This window comes from Bradyrhizobium sp. BTAi1, assembly GCF_000015165.1.
Taxonomy (GTDB): Bacteria; Pseudomonadota; Alphaproteobacteria; order Rhizobiales; family Xanthobacteraceae; genus Bradyrhizobium; species Bradyrhizobium denitrificans.
Genome location: NC_009485.1, coordinates 7310643 through 7326259, shown reverse-complemented (window position 1 = coordinate 7326259; position 15617 = coordinate 7310643). Strand labels below are relative to the sequence as shown.

The following is a 15617-nucleotide window of genomic DNA, read 5'->3' as shown; positions in this document are numbered from 1 at the left end:
AGACATAAGCATTGATTCTGAAAAAAAGAAATAGGAATATTTCTGCCTTGGGGACTGGACAGGGCAAATCAGGTTGATAGCGCAGGCGAATTCGGGCTTGCTGCAACAGAAGTTCAAGCGGCTGGCTTCAACAGCTACGGGGCGCCAGCCCTCGATCGCACATCAACCGCGAGAGCCGTTCATGCCTGATCTTGCATTTGAAGGGTCTCCGACCGGCGCTGGATCGAGGTCAAGCGTGACCTGTACCGAGGGCATCCGCATTGCCGCGCCGTGCTTGTCATCGCGCAGGATCGAATGGCGGTCACACTCGATCTGAAGGTCGACGGTGCCTGGACGTCCGCGCTTTTGCAGAGCGCCGAAGCCGAGCTGTAGCTGCCCGGCTTCGGCCTCAACTGCCGTATCGCCGATCTCTACGAACGCACGCCCGTGCTTCGTCATTAGGTTGTCGTTCGTAGGGTAAGCAAATGCGCGCCCGCGCATCGCGCAGGTGCGTCATGCCACCCGTGTGCTGGCCCGGCAGCGATGCGTTCGACTCTGTCTTTCAAGACGGATGGCAGGCCGAGGCAACGCCGTGTGCGTTGCGCGCGATCGCATATTCTCAGCCCCAACGTGCGTTGCATAGAGTTGTGCAACCTCAATTAACCTCACCTTAGATTGTTGCCGTATAATTACGGGTGTCACCGGGGGTGGGGATGATGAACGCTGATACGGAGCTGAATCACGCGCGGCGTCTGCATGTCGCCACATGGTTGGCACTCGTTGCGATCTATCTGATCGTCGCGATTTGCATGGCGAGCTCGCAGTTCTCGTTTGTCGTCGAGAGTGGCCTGCTGGCCTCGGTCGAAACAGCGGCCGCATTCGCTGCGGTCGGCTATGTCATCTCCCGGTGGTCGTGGGGTCTGCGGCCGGCCTTCGTGCTGCTCGCGCTGGCCCAGCTCAACATCCTATTCCTCTGCGGCACGCCGCTCTCCTACATCGCGGCATCGGCGGCTCTGCCGCTGCAGGATCACAGCCTGGCCCGGCTCGACGAGCTGCTCGGACTGGATTGGCCGGGCTACTATCGCTACTTCGTCTCGCAACCGGAGCTGCTGCGCTACGTTCCGATGTTCTATGCGATGATCGGATGGCTCGGCCTCGGCGTCCCGCTGTTGCTCGGGTTGACGAAGAACCCTCTCCGTCTTCAGCAGTTTACGCTGGCCTGCGTGATTGCGGTGTTCGTGACGGCGCTGGTGTCGGCGCTGTTTCCGGCTGTCGGCACCTACCAGCATTACGGCCTGCCACCGGAGACGGCGGACTTCCGGGCGACGGGCTATCTGGTGCAGCTCGATCGTCTGCCGTTCGTGCGCGACGGATCGCTGCGGGCGCTCAACGTGACGCAATTGGGAGGTATCGTGACTTTCCCGAGCTTCCATGCAGCGGCGGCGGCGCTGGCGCTTTGGGGATGCTGGAGCGTGTGGTGGAGCCGGCCGATCGCGATCGTCACCAATGGTGGCATGCTGGTGGTCACGCCGCTGGTGGGTGGGCATTACTTCATCGACGTGATCGCCGGGATCGTCGTCGCCGTGCTGGCAACCGCCGCGGCATCGTCGCTTCGCCTGCCGTCGATGGATCGACGCGGGGCGATGTTTGGACTTCGCCAGCGGACGGAGCCGGCGCGAACAGCTCATGCGATGGCAAAGACGCGCCGACTCGCGGTGACGCCTTGCTCGCCCCAGGTTTCGTCAATCTCACAACGCCTAAGCATGCGGCGTCGGCGCGGCAGCTGAAAAGGGCGGGTGACGCGTTGCTCATCCGCCCTGCCAGCAGTCTCGAACGACCTTATTGATATCGTCCGTTGGCGCGGGCGTTGTCGTACTTCACGCGGGCGCGCTGCTCGGGGGTGACGCAGGTGGTGTCGCCGACATAGGCCTCGCGCCAGACGTAGCCCTGACGGCAGGTCCTGGAGCCATAGGTGCGGTCGGTGGCGCTGACGCGGTTGCCGGCCTGGCGGTTGTCGAGCGCGGCGCGGGCGCGCTGCTCCGGTGTCACGCAGGTGTGGTCGCCGGGATAGGCTTCGCGCCAGACATAGCCGACCTTGCAGGTGTCGGGTCCGTAGGCGCCGCCGGCCTGCGCCTGCGACATCGCGCCGAGGCTGGTGATGATGAGAGACAAAGCGAAGCCGATCTTGGTGACGGTGGAGCGCGACATGGTGACCTCTCCTTGAGTGTGTGAATGAGCGCTGAGGATGGATGGCCGGTCGGCCTGGACGACGTGTCCGCTGCGCGGCTTGCTCAGCGCGCTGGCCGTGGGCGTAGCGTTAGGACGCCCCGCCCGCATCGACCGTGACTCCCATCACACGGATGCGACGCTGACGGCAGCCGCGCCGATGGCCAAGCGCTATCGAGACCCGACCGTCATCGGTTGTGCGGCGGCCGACACTCGCGCGTCGATTCCTCGCCGCCGCACAGTCCTACTTCGGACGTAAAAGCTATCAACAATGATTTGCATGTAGAGGGTGCGGGGGAGACGAGTCATGTCGGTGACTGGAGTGCGGTTGGTCGTGTTGTGTCTTGGCCTGCTCGCTCTGCCCGCACTGGCGGCCGACAAGTCCGTTGCGCCATACCTTGCTGCGGTAGAGCCAAAGCCGACGCCGCCGCATTTTGCTGCCATTGTGGGAAAGCCCTTGTCGCTGCTTGCTGCGGCGATAGGGCAAAAGCCCAAGGATCCGAATCGGGATCCGCACCGGGCCGCGCATCAGCCGCCGCATGCGGCCGCGGCGACGGAGAAGCCGAAGGCGGCACCGCAGGTCGCTGCTGCCGCTGAGACGCCGCCGGCCCAACTCTCCGAGGCAGAGCTCGCGGCCAAGGGGCTGCAGCTGTTCAACGACGCCAGCCTGTCCGGCGGCAGCAAGGCGTCCTGCGCGACCTGCCACTTCTCGACCGGGCATACCAACAACAAGACCTATGTCGGGCTCGACGTGGTCGCAGATGGCGATCCCAATGGCCGCAACACGCCGACGCTCTGGGGCGTCGGCGAGCGCTCGGTGTTCGGCTGGGCCGGCCAGGCTGCGACCCTGGAGGACAGCATCCGCGGCATCATCGTCAACCGCATGAAGGGACCGGAGCCGTCGAAGGAGACCTTGGCGGCCCTGGTCGCCTATGTGCGCACCTTGAAATATCCGGCGAATTGGCAGCTCAAGGAGGATGGCTCGCCGACGGCCGACGCCAGCGCGGCGGTGAAGCGTGGCTACGAGCTTTATCTCGGCGATGGCGGCTGTGGCACCTGCCATCAACTGACGAGCTTCGACAAGAAGAGCCGCGACGACATTGGCACCGGCGGCAAGTTCAAGGTGCCGGCGCTGCGCGCGGTGGCGTCGACCGCGCCGTATTTCCACGACGGCCGCACCGCCTCGCTGCGCGAGGCGGTGAAGATGATGTGGGAAGTCTACGCCAAGAAGATGGAGTCGCGGCAGCCGACCGACGCCGAGCTCGACGATCTCACCGCCTATGTCGGTGCGCTCTGACGCGGCGACATCGAAGGAAAGTCCTGCCCGACCGACACCACCGACTCCATTGTCGTGGTTAAGCTGATCTCGAGATTTTGGCCTCTGCTGTTCGCCCGCGGGTCTCGCCTTTGGCGAGCCCGAGGACAGGCTCCGGCGGACGCTCCAGTCCGCCGTGACATCCCGGTTCAATGTCTTCTGCCGCGGAGTACTGGATGCTCCGCCTTCGCGGAGCATGACAGCGGTGGAGACGGCGAGAGCTCACCCCGGAAACAATGCCCGATTCCGGGGGGAGACGCTGGTCGAGTTCAGATATTGGCGCCGAGATCGGCGATGTCGTCGAACAGCACGCCGGTCTTCGAGAGCAGTGCTTCCAATTCGTCGGTCGCGTCGGCGATGCCGCGTGTGGCGGTGTCGATCACGAGTTCCGCGTCGAGCGGCGGCTCATAGTCGGTGCCGATGCCGGTGAAGTTCTGCAAGGCTCCGGCGCGGGCCTTGGCGTAATGGCCCTTGGGATCGCGGCTCTCGCAGATCTCGGCCGGTGTTGCGACGTGGACCTCGCGGAACAGATCGCCGGCGATGCGGCGGGCCGCGGCACGGTCGTCGCGCGCCGGCGACACGGCGGCGACGATCGCAATCTGGCCGTTGCGGGCGAGATGGGTCGCGACCTCGGCGAGGCGGCGGATGTTCTCGGCGCGGTCCTCCGGCGTGAAGCCGAGATCCTTGTTGAGGCCGGCGCGCAGGGTGTCGCCGTCGAGCAGCACCGGGTTGCCGCCGCGGCTGAACAGCCGCCGCTCCAGCGCACGCGCCAAGGTCGACTTGCCGGCGCCCGGCAGCCCGGTCATCCACACCACGGCGCCCTTGTGGCGATAGCGGTCGGCGCGCTCCTGCGGCTGCAGCGCCGACTCCACCGGCATGATGTCGACCGGCGCGGCGCGTTTGCCGGCCGCGATCGACAGCACCAGCCCGCCGCCGGCAATGCGGCCCTGGACCTCGATGACGAGGCGGCCGGTGCGCGCGTTCTCGGTGTAGGGATCGACGGCCACCGGCTGGGTCAGCGCGATCTCGATCTCGCCGACATGGTTGCGCGCGATCGCGGCGTTCTCTTCGTTGGAGAGCGAACCCGGATCGACCGCCTTCTCGATCGCGACCACGCTGCCGCGCGCCTCGCGGGTGCCGAGCCGCACCAGGATGTTGTCGCCTTTGGCGAGCGGCTGGTCGTGCAGCCAGAAGATCCGGGCGTGCAGCCGCCGCGCCGCCTGCGGCTCGCGGCCGACATGGGCGATGACGTCGCCGCGCTCGATGAACAGTTCACGGTCGAGCGTGATGCCGACCGAGCGGCCCGCGCCTTGCGGCGCGGTGACCGGGGTTTGCGGCCAGCCCTCGACGGTCTTGATCTTGGCGATCTTGCCGGCCGGCATAATCACGATCTCGTCGCCGGTCTGGAGCTCGCCGGCCTCGACGCGGCCGGCGACGATGCGGCGGTCGTCGAACTTGTAGATTGCCTGCACCGGCAGCCGCAGCGGCAGGCTCGACAGCGGCTTGGCCGGCTCCAGGCCGTCGAGCGCCTCGACCACGGTCGGGCCGTCATACCAGCGGATGCGCGAGGTGTGCTGGGCGACGCCATCGCCGTCGCGCGCCGAGATCGGGATTACGGCGACCGGCTTGACGCCGAGGCCTTCGAGGTGGGCGGAGATCTCGGTCTTGATCTCGTTGAAGCGGTCCTGGCCGAAATCGACGCGGTCCATCTTGTTGACGACGACGGCGACCTGCTTCACGCCGAGCAGGTGCAAGAGATAGCCGTGGCGGCGGGTCTGGTCGCGCACGCCTTCGAGCGCGTCGATGATCAGCACCGCGCCGTCGGCCTGCGAGGCGCCGGTGATCATGTTGCGCAGGAATTCGGCGTGGCCGGGCGCGTCGATCAGCACGACCTCGCGCGCATTGGTGCGGAAGCGGATCTGGGTGGTGTCGATGGTGATGCCCTGGTCGCGCTCGGTCTGCAGCGCGTCGAGCAGGAACGACCATTCGAACGGCATGCCGCGGCGGGCGGAGACCGCCTGCAGCATCTCCAGCTTGCCGTCGGGCAGGCTGCCGGTCTCATGCAGCAGGCGGCCGACCAGGGTCGACTTGCCGTGATCGACATGGCCGACGATGACGATGCTGACCTGCGGGCGGGTGGTGCCGTTCGGCGTGGCGGGGGCGGCGGAGGGGACGCGCATGTTCATTGCCTCGCTCCGCTCACAGATAGCCGGCGACACGAAGCCGCTCGAACGCATCCTCGGTCTCGTGGTCGAGCGCGCGTCCCGCACGCTCCGGCACCTTGGTGCTTTCGAGCTCGGCCAGAATCTCGGCGATGTTCGAGGCATTGGAGGCGACGGGGAACGTGATGTCCTGGTCGCCGAGCGAGCGATAGCGCTTGCCGTTCTTGGAGAGATACAGCGGGATGATCGGAATGTTCTCGCGCGCGGTGTAGGCCCAGATGTCGGCCTCGGTCCAATGCAGGATCGGATGGATGCGCAGATGCGCGCCCGGCGGCGGCGAGGCGTTGAAATGGTCCCAGAATTCCGGCGGCTGGTCGCGCACGTCCCAATTGCCCTCGGCGCCGCGTGGCGAGAACACGCGCTCCTTGGCGCGGGTTGCCTCCTCGTCGCGGCGGATGCCGGCGATCAGGCCGTCGAAGCCGTGCTTGGCGAGCGCCATCTTCAGGCCCTCGGTCTTGCGGGCGGCCGAGCGCGCCGCGGGTGGCAAGGTCGGATCGACGGCGTCGATGGGCGGGCACGGCTCGACGCGCAGATCGAGGCCCCATTCCTGCGCATAAGTGTCGCGGAAGGCGTACATCTCCGGAAACTTCTTGCCGGTATCGACATGCATGGCCGGAAACGGCACGCGGCCGAAGAAAGCCTTGCGCGCGAGCCAGATCATCACATTGGAATCTTTTCCCAGCGACCACAGCAAAGCGAGCTTCTTCAGCCGTGCAAAGGCCTCGCGGAGAATGTAAATGCTCTGCGCCTCCAACTGGTCGAGATGATCCATCGTCGGCGCGGCGCTGAGGGCGCGCGGCATGGAAGATGCCTGGTCGAGCTCAGAGGAGGGCAACCGATCTCTCGAAACGTCGTTTGTGAGAATGTGCATGCTGCGAGCCTTCGCCTACTTGGGAGAAAATTCTATGGCGAAGCCAAGGAATATTTTTCTCTTTGCGTTCCGGCGGGGACACTTATATAGAAAATAATTCCAGTCAACCCCGAAGAGTCGAAACCGAAGAGCGCAATGCAATATCTGCCGGTGTTTCTCGATCTGAAGACCGGCCCCGTGCTGCTGATCGGCGCGGGCGAGCTCGTGCGCGCCAAGCTTCGGGTGTTGTTGGCGGCGGGCGCTCGCATCCGCTGGTTCGCCACCGATGGCGATTTCGAACTCGGCGGGCTGCACGATGATCATGGCCAGATCGCGCGCGCCGACGGCGATCCGCTGAGCGCTGACCTCTCGGGTGTGATCGCGGTGCTGTGCGCCGGCGCCGGCGACATCGGTGTGGCGATGTCGGCGCGGGCGCGCGCAGTCGGTCTGCCCGTCAATGTGATGGACGACCTGGCGCATTCCAGTTTCATCTTTCCGGCGATCGTCGATCGCGGCGATGTCGTGGTCGCGATCGGCACCGGCGGCTCGTCGCCGGTGGTGGCGCGCCGCGTGCGTGAGCGCATCGAGGCGCTACTGCCGGCGCGGATCGGCGAACTCGCGAGCTTCATCGGCGACTTCCGCAAGACCATCAATCCGCGCATCCCCGAGATGCCGCTGCGCCGCCGGTTCTGGGAGCGCATCGTCGACGGCCCGATCGGCGCATTGGTGCTGGCGGGGCGCAAGCATGAGGCCGCGGCGGCGCTGCATGGCATCGCGGATCCCTCCGCCTTTGCCGGTGCGGATCATGCGGGCCGCAGCGACGGTCATGTGACGCTGGTCGGCGCCGGTCCCGGCGATCCCGATCTTCTCACCATCAAGGCGCTGCGCGCGCTGCAGGACGCCGACGTCGTTTACTATGACGAGCTGGTCACGCCGGAGATTCTCGACCGCATCCGCCGCGACGCCTCGCGCGTGCCGGTCGGCCGCCGCGTCGGCAAGCCCGGCATCGGCCAGGACGCCGTCAACAAGCTGCTGATCGAGGCCGCGCGCGAGGGCAAGCGCGCCGTCCGGCTGAAGGGTGGCGACTCCTACGTGTTCGGCCGCGGCGGCGAGGAGGTCGACGCGCTGCGCCATGCCGGCGTCGCCTACACCATCGTGCCCGGCATCACTGCCGGCATCGGCGCCGCCGCGCAGTTCGAGGTGCCCCTGACGTTCCGCAGCAAGGCGCTGCGCATCACCTTCCTCACCGCGCACAAGGAGCGCGACGCCGAGGCGGTCGACTGGTCGGCGCTGACAGACACCAAGATGACCGTCGTCGTCTACATGGGCATGACGGCGGCGCCCGCCGTGCGCGCCGGCCTCCTCGCCGCCGGCCGCTCGCCGCAGACGCCGGTCGGCGTGTTCGCGCGCGTGACGCGGCCGGATGCGCAGGCGGCGGTCGGCACCTTGGATCAGCTGCCGGATCTGGTCGGCCAGATTGATGGCGGCCCGGCTATCCTCATCATCGGCGACGTCGTGGCGCATTCAGCGCCGTGGCGTCAGAAGAACCTCAGTGGCGTGATTGCAAAACTCCTGGAACCCGTCTGAATGACCTCCCCGCTGCAACAGAAGATCAAGATCACCGGTCCCTCGATCATCACTGCGAACCGGACCTGGGACGGCGCCGTGATCTACCGCACCGGCACCAAGAGCTGGTCCGACGAATTGACCGACGCCGCGATCGTCCGCACCGCCGACGAAGCGCGCGCGCTGCTGTCGGAAGCGGTCGCCGATGATCTCAACGCGATCGGCCCCTACATCGCACCGGTTGAGGTTGCGACGGACGGCGCGGTCAAGCCCGGCAATATGCGCGAACATATCCGGCTGACGGGCACCACCATCGCGCTGCCGGCTCAAGCCTGAAGGCCCTCTCATGTATGCTTATGACGACATCGATCGCACCCTGGTCAATGAGCGCGTCGCTGAATTCCGCGACCAGGTGAAGCGCCGCCTGTCCGGCGAGCTCACCGAGGACGAGTTCAAGATCCTGCGGCTGCAGAACGGCGTGTATCTGCAGCTCCACGCCTACATGTACCGCATCGCGATTCCCTATGGCACGCTGTCGTCCGAGCAGCTGCGCCGGCTGGCGCATGTCGCGCGGCGTTATGACCGCGGCTACGGTCACTTCACGACCCGGCAGAACATCCAGTTCAACTGGATCAAGCTCGCCGAGCTGCCGGATGCGATGGCCGACCTCGCCGAGGTCGGCATCCAGTCGATGCAGACCTCCGGCAACAACATGCGCAACGTCACCTCCGACCAGTGGGCCGGGGTCGCGCCGGGCGAGGTCGAGGATCCCCGCATCTGGGCCGAGCTGCTGCGCCAGTTCACGACGCTGCATCCGGAATTCTCGTTCCTGCCGCGCAAGTTCAAGATCGCGATCACCGCGTCCGCGCACGACCGCGCCGCGATCAAGATCCACGACATCGGCCTTCGTCTGCTGAAGAATGAGCAGGGCGAGACCGGCTTCGAGGTGCTGGTCGGCGGTGGCCTGGGCCGCTCGCCCTTCATCGCCAAGACGATCAAACCGTTTGTCCATGGCCACGACATTCTGAGCTATGTCGAGGCGATCCTGCGCGTCTACAACCAGTACGGCCGCCGCGACAACATCTACAAGGCGCGCATCAAGATCCTGGTCCACGAGCTCGGCATCGAGACGTTCGCCGCCGAGGTCGAGGAGGAGTGGCAGCAGATCCGCGACGGCGTGCTCAAGCTCGACGACGGTATCGTCGAGGACATCCGGTCGCGCTTCTTCTATCCGGCCTATGAGACGCTGCCGCACATGCCGGACGAGCTGCGGCAGGCCGCGCATGATCCGAAGTTCGAGGCCTGGCGCAAGAACTCGGTGGTCGCCCACAAGGTGCAGGGCTATGCGATCGTGACCGTGTCGCTGAAGCCGATCGGCAAGCCTCCCGGCGATGCGACCGCCGACCAGATGGATGCGCTCGCTGACATCGCCGACAAATATTCGTTCGGCGAGATCCGCGTCGGCCACGAGCAGAATCTGGCGCTGCCGCATGTCCGCAAGCGCGATCTGCCGGCGGTGTGGAAGGCGCTCGACGCCATCGGGCTCGCCATTCCCAACGTCAACCTGGTCTCCGACATCATCGCCTGCCCGGGGCTCGATTACTGCTCGCTGGCCAATGCGCGTTCGATCCCGATCGCGCAGGAGATCACCCGCCGCTTCGCCAATCACGACACGGCGAACCTGATCGGCCGGCTGCACATCAACATCTCCGGCTGCATCAATGCCTGCGGCCACCACCATGTCGGCCATATCGGCATCCTCGGCGTCGAGAAGAACAACGAGGAATTCTATCAGATCACCATCGGCGGCCGCGCCGACGAGGGCGCCGTGCTCGGCACCCTGATCGGACCCGCGGTGCCCTATGCCGAAGTCGCCGATGTCGTCGAGGACATCGTCGAGGCCTATCTTGCGCTGCGCGCGAGCCCCGAGGAGCTGTTCGTCGACACGGTGGCGCGGCTCGGGGTCGAACCATTCAGGGAGCGGGTTTATGCCACTCGTTAAGGGCGGACACATCATCACGGACGAGTTCGTCCGTATCACCGACGATGCCGATCTGCCGGCGCAGGGCGCGATCCTCGTCTCCGAGACGCGGTTCCTCGCAGGTCCCGATGCGCTGGTGAGCCGCACCGGCGGCAAGCTTGGCGTGATCTGGCCGAACAATCGTGACGTCGACGATCTCGTCCCCTATCTCGACCGGCTGGCGCTGATCGCTCTGGTGTTTCCGAGCTTCCGCGACGGCCGCGCCTACACCCAGGCGCGCTTGCTGCGGGAGCGCTACGGCTTCCGCGGCGAGCTGCGCGCCACCGGACAGGTGCTGCGCGACCAGTTCGTGTTCATGCTGCGGGCCGGCTTCGACGCTTTCGATGTCAAGAAGCAGGCCGATGCCGAGGCGTTCAGCGAGACCGTGAAGCGCTATTCGGTGTTCTATCAGCCGGCTGGCGACGGCCGGATCTCGGCGCTGCATCAGCGCCTGCAACTGCGTCATTCGGAGAGTGCCGGGCTGTGAGCACGCTGGCTGTATCACCTTCGGTCGGGCACACGCCGGTCGCGGCGCTCGACGCCGCGCTGCGGACGGCCTCGCCGCAACAGGTCATCGCCGCCGCGTTGCAGGCGATCGGCCGCGAGCGGCTTGCGGTGGTGTCGTCCTTCGGCACGGAATCGGCCGCGTTGCTCAAGGTCACGGCCGATGTCGATCCGGCGATCCCCGTGATCTTCCTCGACACCGGGCACATGTTCGCGGAGACGCTGGCCTATCGCGACCAGCTGATCGAGATCCTCGGCCTGCGCGACGTGCGCTCGGTCGCACCCGATGCCACGGCGCTCGCGCGCGAAGATGCCGACAACGATCTGTGGTTCTCGGACCCCGACGCCTGCTGCCGCATCCGCAAGGTCGAGCCGCTGGCGCGCGCTCTCGCGCCCTTCACCGCCTGGATCAACGGCCGCAAGCGGTTCCAGGGCGGCTTGCGTGCGGCGATCCCCGTCGTCGAGCAGGATGGCGCCCGGGTGAAGTTCAACCCGTTCGCCAATGTCGCCCGCGAGGACATCGCGGAGATCTATCGCGCGGCCAACCTGCCACAGCATCCGCTGGTCGCCGCAGGCTTCCGCTCGATCGGCTGCATGCCCTGCACCAGCCGCTCGGATGCGAACGAGGATGATCGCGCCGGCCGCTGGCGCGGCCGCGGCAAGACCGAGTGCGGCATCCATACGGTGGCGACGTCGTCGGTGTAGTTGGGACGTCGCCTGCCGGCTGCTTGGTCGCCCAAGACGGCATAGTGTCGCGGCAAAGAACAGCTATCCCAATGCCGGGCGCTTCGTAGCAAAATGCCCGCGTCCGGTCGGAAACAAGAAAATCCGGTTTCGTTGACTCGGAACGGCACATGCGGCGATCTGCAGGACGCGCCTGCAACATTGCAGGCCCGTTATTTGAATGGAGAGATTGCATGATGCGGCGTGTTCTTGCGGTTGTCGCGGGCCTGGCATGGGCGGGGTCGGCCGTTGCTGCCGACGTGAATCTGCTCAACGTGTCCTACGATCCCACCCGTGAGCTCTATGTCGAGTTCAACAAGTCGTTTGCCGAGGCCTACAAGAAGGACACCGGCAAGAGCGTCGAGATCAAGCAGTCGCATGGCGGCTCCGGCGCCCAGGCGCGCAGCGTGATCGATGGCCTGCAGGCCGACGTCGTCACCCTGGCGCTGGCCTATGACATCGATGCCATCGCGAACAAGGGACTGCTCGACAAGGAGTGGCAGAAGCGCCTGCCGCAGAACGCCTCGCCCTACACCTCGACCATCGTGTTCCTGGTCCGCAAGGGCAATCCGAAGGGCATCAAGGACTGGGACGATCTGTTGAAGTCGGGCGTCGACGTCATCACGCCCAATCCGAAGACCTCCGGCGGCGCGCGCTGGAACTATCTCGCCGCCTGGGGCTACGCCCTGAAGAAGACCGGCTCGGCCGACAAGGCCAAGCAGTTCGTGGCCGACCTCTATAAGCACGTTCCCGTGCTCGACACCGGTGCGCGGGGCGCGACCGTCACCTTCGTCGAGCGGGGGGTGGGCGACGTGCTGCTGGCCTGGGAGAACGAGGCCTATCTGGCGCTGAAAGAATTCGGTAAGGAAAAGTTCGAGATCATCTCGCCGTCGCTGTCGATCCTGGCCGAACCGCCAGTTGCCATCGTCGATAGCGTCGTGGCCAAAAAGGGCACCCAGGCCGTCGCCGAGGCCTATTTGAAGTACTGGTATACGAAGGAAGGTCAGGAAATCGCCGCACGCAACTTCTACCGTCCGCGCGATCCGGACGTCGCCAAGAAGTACAGCGAGTCGTTTGCCAAGGTTGACCTGTTCACGATCGACGACGTGTTCGGCGGCTGGACCAAGGCGCAGAAGGATCACTTCGGCGAAGGCGGGATTTTCGATCAGATCTACAAGAACTGATTGGCGAACCAAGGCGGACAACACGGGAATGGGCCCGATGGGAATGAGCCAGGTGGCTTCTTGAGCGTTCTCGCACCCCGACGCAGCACCTTGCCGGGCTTTGGTCTCACCATGGGGCTGACGCTGACCTGGCTGTCCCTCATCGTGCTCATTCCGCTGGCCGGGCTGTTCGTGCGCTCGACCGAGCTCAGCCTTGAGCAGTTCTGGGGCATCGTCACCAGCCGGCGCACCCTGAGCGCCCTCAAGATCTCGTTCGGACTGTCCTTTGCCGCGGCTCTCGTCAACCTGGTGATGGGCACGATCGTGGTCTGGGCGCTGGTGCGCTACCGCTTCCCCGGCCGCCGGCTGTTCGACGCCATCGTCGACGTCCCGTTCGCGCTGCCGACGGCGGTGGCCGGCGTGGCGCTGACCTCGCTGTTCGCGCAGAAGGGCTGGCTGGGCGCGCCGCTGGCCGCGCTCGGCATCAAGGTCGCGTTCACGCCGCTCGGCATCTTCATCGCGATGATCTTTATCGGCATTCCCTTTGTCGTCCGCACCGTGCAACCGGTGCTGATCGACCTCGATCCGGAGATCGAGGAGGCGGCGGCCAGCCTCGGCGCCGGCCGCTGGCACATTGTCACCAAGGTGATCCTGCCCAGCCTGATGCCGGCGCTGCTGACCGGCTTCGCGCTCGCTTTCGCCCGCGCCGTCGGCGAGTACGGCTCGGTGATCTTCATCGCCGGGAATCTGCCGAACGTGTCGGAGATCGCGCCGCTCCTGATCGTGATCCGCCTGTCCGAGTTCCGCTACGCCGACGCGACGGCCATTGCGGTGGTCATGCTTGTGGTGGCATTCGTGATCATCTTCGCGGTGAATCGCTTGCAGCGCTGGGCACAGGCCCAGGCGTCCAGTTGAGGCCGCGCCATGAGCATCGAGATGACCCTGCAACGGGCGCCGGACAGGCCGGCGCAGCCCAGCGATGTCGAGATTGCCGCGCGGCGTGATCCGCGCGCCGAACCGACCGTGGTTCGCATCGCCCTCATCACCTTGGCGATCGGCTTTCTGTCGGTGTTCGTCGTGCTGCCGCTGGTGGTCGTGTTCGTGGAGGCGTTCGGCAAGGGCATCTCCGCCTATCTGTCCGCGCTGGCCGACCCCGAGGCGTGGTCGGCCATCCGCCTCACCCTCGGCGTCGCCGCGGTCTCGGTCGGCACCAATCTGGTGTTCGGCCTCGCCGCCGCCTGGGCAATCGCGAAATTCGACTTTCCCGGCAAGACGGTCCTGATCACGCTGATCGACCTGCCGTTCTCGGTCAGCCCGGTGATTTCGGGTCTCGTCTTCGTGCTGCTGTTCGGGGCGCAAGGCTTCTTCGGGCCCTGGCTGCAGAGCCATGGTCTGCAGATCCTGTTCGCCTTCCCGGGCATCGCGCTGGCCACCGTGTTCGTGACCTTTCCGTTCGTCGCCCGCGCCCTCATCCCGTTGATGCAGGAGCAGGGCACGCAGGAGGAGGAGGCCGCGATCTCGCTCGGTGCCTCCGGCCTGCAGACCTTCTTCCGCGTCACCTTGCCCAACATCAAATGGGGCGTGCTGTACGGCGTCCTGCTTTGCAATGCGCGTGCGATGGGCGAGTTCGGCGCGGTCTCCGTGGTCTCCGGCCACATCCGCGGCGAGACCAACACGATGCCGCTCTTGGTCGAGATCCTCTACAACGAGTACCAGATGGTCGCCTCGTTCGCGATCGCCTCGCTGCTCGCCATGCTCGCGCTGATCACGCTGGTCGCCAAGACCATTCTCGAACGCAACATCGACGAGGACCTGCCTCATGACCATTGAAGCGAGGGGCGTCGTCAAGACCTTCGGCACCTTCAAGGCGCTCGACGGCGTCGACCTGAAGGTCGCCAATGGCGAGCTTTTGGCGCTGCTCGGCCCGTCCGGCTCGGGCAAGACGACCTTGTTGCGGATCATCGCCGGGCTGGAATGGCCGGATGCCGGCGAGATCCTGTTCGACGGCGAGAACGCGCTGGACCGCGGCGCGCGTGAGCGTCATGTCGGCTTCGTGTTCCAGCATTATGCGCTGTTCCGGCACATGAGCGTGTTCGAGAACGTCGCCTTCGGCCTGCGGGTGCAGCCGCGCCGCATCCGCAAGAGCGAGGCGCAGATCCGTGCCCGCGTGAAGGAGCTGCTCGACCTGGTGCAACTCGATTGGCTCGCCGACCGTTATCCGAGCCAGCTCTCCGGCGGCCAGCGCCAGCGCATCGCGCTGGCGCGTGCGCTCGCCATCGAGCCACGCATCCTGTTGCTCGACGAGCCGTTCGGCGCGCTCGACGCCAAGGTGCGCAAGGAGCTGCGGCAATGGCTGCGCACCTTGCACCACTCGATCAACGTCACCTCGATCTTCGTCACGCATGACCAGGAAGAGGCGCTCGAGGTCGCGCATCGCGTCGTGGTGATGGACAAGGGCCGTATCGAGCAGGTCGGCTCGCCGAACGACGTCTATGACGCCCCGGCCACGGCCTTCGTGCACGGCTTTATCGGTGAGTCGATCATGCTGCCGGTGGAGGTCTCCGGCGGCGCGGTGCATCTCAACGGCCGGCCGCTGGATCTGGCTGCGCCGGGCGATACAGCCGGCGCATCGACGCTGTTCGTGCGCCGTCACGACATGGTGATCGGCCCGGCTGACAGCGGCACCCTGCATGGCGCCATCATCCATGTCCGCAGCTTCGGCCCGGTGCAGCGCGCCGAGATCGCGCTGACCGAAGGCTCCACGATCGAGATCGACGCCCCGCGCGACCGCGAACTCAAGATCGGCGACCGCATCGGCCTCAAGCCGCGGCATTATCGGATCTTTGCAAGCGGTTAGTGGCGGGCTGGGCTCGGGCTCAATCCGGGTCGCTAGCCAAGATTGCCAACCAAGACATCGTTTGCTGGATGTCGTGCTCGGCACCAGCCTAAGCGCGATGTGACCGCAAAGTGCTGTCGATCCCTCGACCCCGGCAGGCTTGACCGCCCCGCTCATAGGGTTGACGAACCGTTGCCGGCCGGAATGGTCGCA

15 protein-coding genes are annotated in these 15617 nt (G+C 65.9%); 11 read left to right on the top strand and 4 right to left on the bottom strand.

Annotated features, from left to right (window positions below; translation table 11 throughout):
• Nucleotides 1-162 precede the first annotated feature (162 nt).
• Nucleotides 163-438, bottom strand: a complete 276-nt coding sequence (locus BBTA_RS41005; protein ID WP_168167937.1) for a hypothetical protein — start codon at nt 436-438, stop codon at nt 163-165.
• A gap of 257 nt (nt 439-695) precedes the next feature.
• On the opposite strand from BBTA_RS41005, the gene BBTA_RS38340 reads away from it, so the two are divergent.
• On the top strand, nt 696-1766 hold the full coding sequence (locus BBTA_RS38340) for a phosphatase PAP2 family protein (RefSeq protein WP_168167936.1): 1071 nt from the start codon (nt 696-698) through the stop codon (nt 1764-1766).
• Between the two features lie 52 nt (nt 1767-1818).
• Here the strand turns inward: BBTA_RS38340 and BBTA_RS32735 are convergent, their stop codons facing one another.
• Nucleotides 1819-2187, bottom strand: coding sequence for a hypothetical protein (locus BBTA_RS32735; protein ID WP_012046805.1), 369 nt, complete (start codon nt 2185-2187; stop codon nt 1819-1821).
• 325 nt (nt 2188-2512) lie between these two features.
• On the opposite strand from BBTA_RS32735, the gene BBTA_RS32730 reads away from it, so the two are divergent.
• On the top strand, nt 2513-3502 hold the full coding sequence (locus tag BBTA_RS32730) for a cytochrome-c peroxidase (protein ID WP_012046804.1): 990 nt from the start codon (nt 2513-2515) through the stop codon (nt 3500-3502).
• 287 nt (nt 3503-3789) lie between these two features.
• On the opposite strand, the gene cysC is transcribed toward BBTA_RS32730, so the two are convergent.
• Complete coding sequence (gene cysC / locus BBTA_RS32725) at nt 3790-5706, bottom strand: adenylyl-sulfate kinase (RefSeq protein WP_041751046.1); 1917 nt, start codon at nt 5704-5706, stop codon at nt 3790-3792.
• A 13-nt stretch (nt 5707-5719) separates the two neighbouring features.
• Nucleotides 5720-6544 (bottom strand): sulfate adenylyltransferase subunit CysD, encoded by an 825-nt coding sequence (cysD, locus tag BBTA_RS32720; RefSeq protein ID WP_012046802.1) that lies wholly within the window; start codon nt 6542-6544, stop codon nt 5720-5722.
• 204 nt (nt 6545-6748) lie between these two features.
• Between cysD and cysG the strand changes: the two genes are divergently transcribed.
• The 9 genes from cysG to BBTA_RS32675 all read left to right on the top strand — a co-directional run bounded on the left by cysG (nt 6749) and on the right by BBTA_RS32675 (nt 15425).
• Entirely contained in the window at nt 6749-8179 is a 1431-nt protein-coding gene (gene cysG, locus BBTA_RS32715; RefSeq protein ID WP_012046801.1) for a siroheme synthase CysG, read from the top strand.
• Entirely contained in the window at nt 8180-8494 is a 315-nt protein-coding gene (locus BBTA_RS32710) for a DUF2849 domain-containing protein (protein ID WP_012046800.1), read from the top strand. It begins immediately after the preceding gene.
• 10 nt (nt 8495-8504) lie between these two features.
• On the top strand, nt 8505-10160 hold the full coding sequence (locus BBTA_RS32705; RefSeq protein WP_012046799.1) for a nitrite/sulfite reductase: 1656 nt from the start codon (nt 8505-8507) through the stop codon (nt 10158-10160).
• Nucleotides 10147-10665: a DUF934 domain-containing protein gene (locus BBTA_RS32700; RefSeq protein WP_012046798.1), complete on the top strand. Its 519-nt coding sequence runs from the start codon at nt 10147-10149 to the stop codon at nt 10663-10665. Before BBTA_RS32705 ends, BBTA_RS32700 begins: the two co-directional genes overlap by 14 nt.
• The gene (locus tag BBTA_RS32695) at nt 10662-11387 is read left to right on the top strand and encodes a phosphoadenylyl-sulfate reductase (RefSeq protein WP_012046797.1); all 726 of its coding nucleotides are present in this window, start codon (nt 10662-10664) and stop codon (nt 11385-11387) included. Before BBTA_RS32700 ends, BBTA_RS32695 begins: the two co-directional genes overlap by 4 nt.
• Before the next feature lie 212 nt (nt 11388-11599).
• The gene (locus tag BBTA_RS32690) at nt 11600-12589 is read left to right on the top strand and encodes a sulfate ABC transporter substrate-binding protein (RefSeq protein WP_012046796.1); all 990 of its coding nucleotides are present in this window, start codon (nt 11600-11602) and stop codon (nt 12587-12589) included.
• Between the two features lie 60 nt (nt 12590-12649).
• Entirely contained in the window at nt 12650-13483 is an 834-nt protein-coding gene (gene cysT / locus BBTA_RS32685; protein ID WP_012046795.1) for a sulfate ABC transporter permease subunit CysT, read from the top strand.
• A 9-nt stretch (nt 13484-13492) separates the two neighbouring features.
• On the top strand, nt 13493-14398 hold the full coding sequence (gene cysW, locus BBTA_RS32680; RefSeq protein ID WP_012046794.1) for a sulfate ABC transporter permease subunit CysW: 906 nt from the start codon (nt 13493-13495) through the stop codon (nt 14396-14398).
• On the top strand, nt 14388-15425 hold the full coding sequence (locus BBTA_RS32675; protein WP_012046793.1) for a sulfate/molybdate ABC transporter ATP-binding protein: 1038 nt from the start codon (nt 14388-14390) through the stop codon (nt 15423-15425). The genes cysW and BBTA_RS32675 overlap by 11 nt, the downstream gene beginning before the upstream one ends.
• Nucleotides 15426-15617 lie beyond the last annotated feature (192 nt).

Bases quoted from the DNA above. Each gene is read 5' to 3' on its own strand.
- BBTA_RS41005 (WP_168167937.1), bottom strand. From the start codon at position 438: ATGACGAAGCACGGGCGTGCGTTCGTAGAGATCGGCGATACGGCAGTT.
- BBTA_RS38340 (WP_168167936.1), top strand. From the start codon at position 696: ATGAACGCTGATACGGAGCTGAATCACGCGCGGCGTCTGCATGTCGCC.
- BBTA_RS32735 (WP_012046805.1), bottom strand. From the start codon at position 2,187: ATGTCGCGCTCCACCGTCACCAAGATCGGCTTCGCTTTGTCTCTCATC.
- BBTA_RS32730 (WP_012046804.1), top strand. From the start codon at position 2,513: ATGTCGGTGACTGGAGTGCGGTTGGTCGTGTTGTGTCTTGGCCTGCTC.
- cysC (WP_041751046.1), bottom strand. From the start codon at position 5,706: ATGAACATGCGCGTCCCCTCCGCCGCCCCCGCCACGCCGAACGGCACC.
- cysD (WP_012046802.1), bottom strand. From the start codon at position 6,544: ATGCCGCGCGCCCTCAGCGCCGCGCCGACGATGGATCATCTCGACCAG.
- cysG (WP_012046801.1), top strand. From the start codon at position 6,749: ATGCAATATCTGCCGGTGTTTCTCGATCTGAAGACCGGCCCCGTGCTG.
- BBTA_RS32710 (WP_012046800.1), top strand. From the start codon at position 8,180: ATGACCTCCCCGCTGCAACAGAAGATCAAGATCACCGGTCCCTCGATC.
- BBTA_RS32705 (WP_012046799.1), top strand. From the start codon at position 8,505: ATGTATGCTTATGACGACATCGATCGCACCCTGGTCAATGAGCGCGTC.
- BBTA_RS32700 (WP_012046798.1), top strand. From the start codon at position 10,147: ATGCCACTCGTTAAGGGCGGACACATCATCACGGACGAGTTCGTCCGT.
- BBTA_RS32690 (WP_012046796.1), top strand. From the start codon at position 11,600: ATGATGCGGCGTGTTCTTGCGGTTGTCGCGGGCCTGGCATGGGCGGGG.
- cysW (WP_012046794.1), top strand. From the start codon at position 13,493: ATGAGCATCGAGATGACCCTGCAACGGGCGCCGGACAGGCCGGCGCAG.
- BBTA_RS32675 (WP_012046793.1), top strand. From the start codon at position 14,388: ATGACCATTGAAGCGAGGGGCGTCGTCAAGACCTTCGGCACCTTCAAG.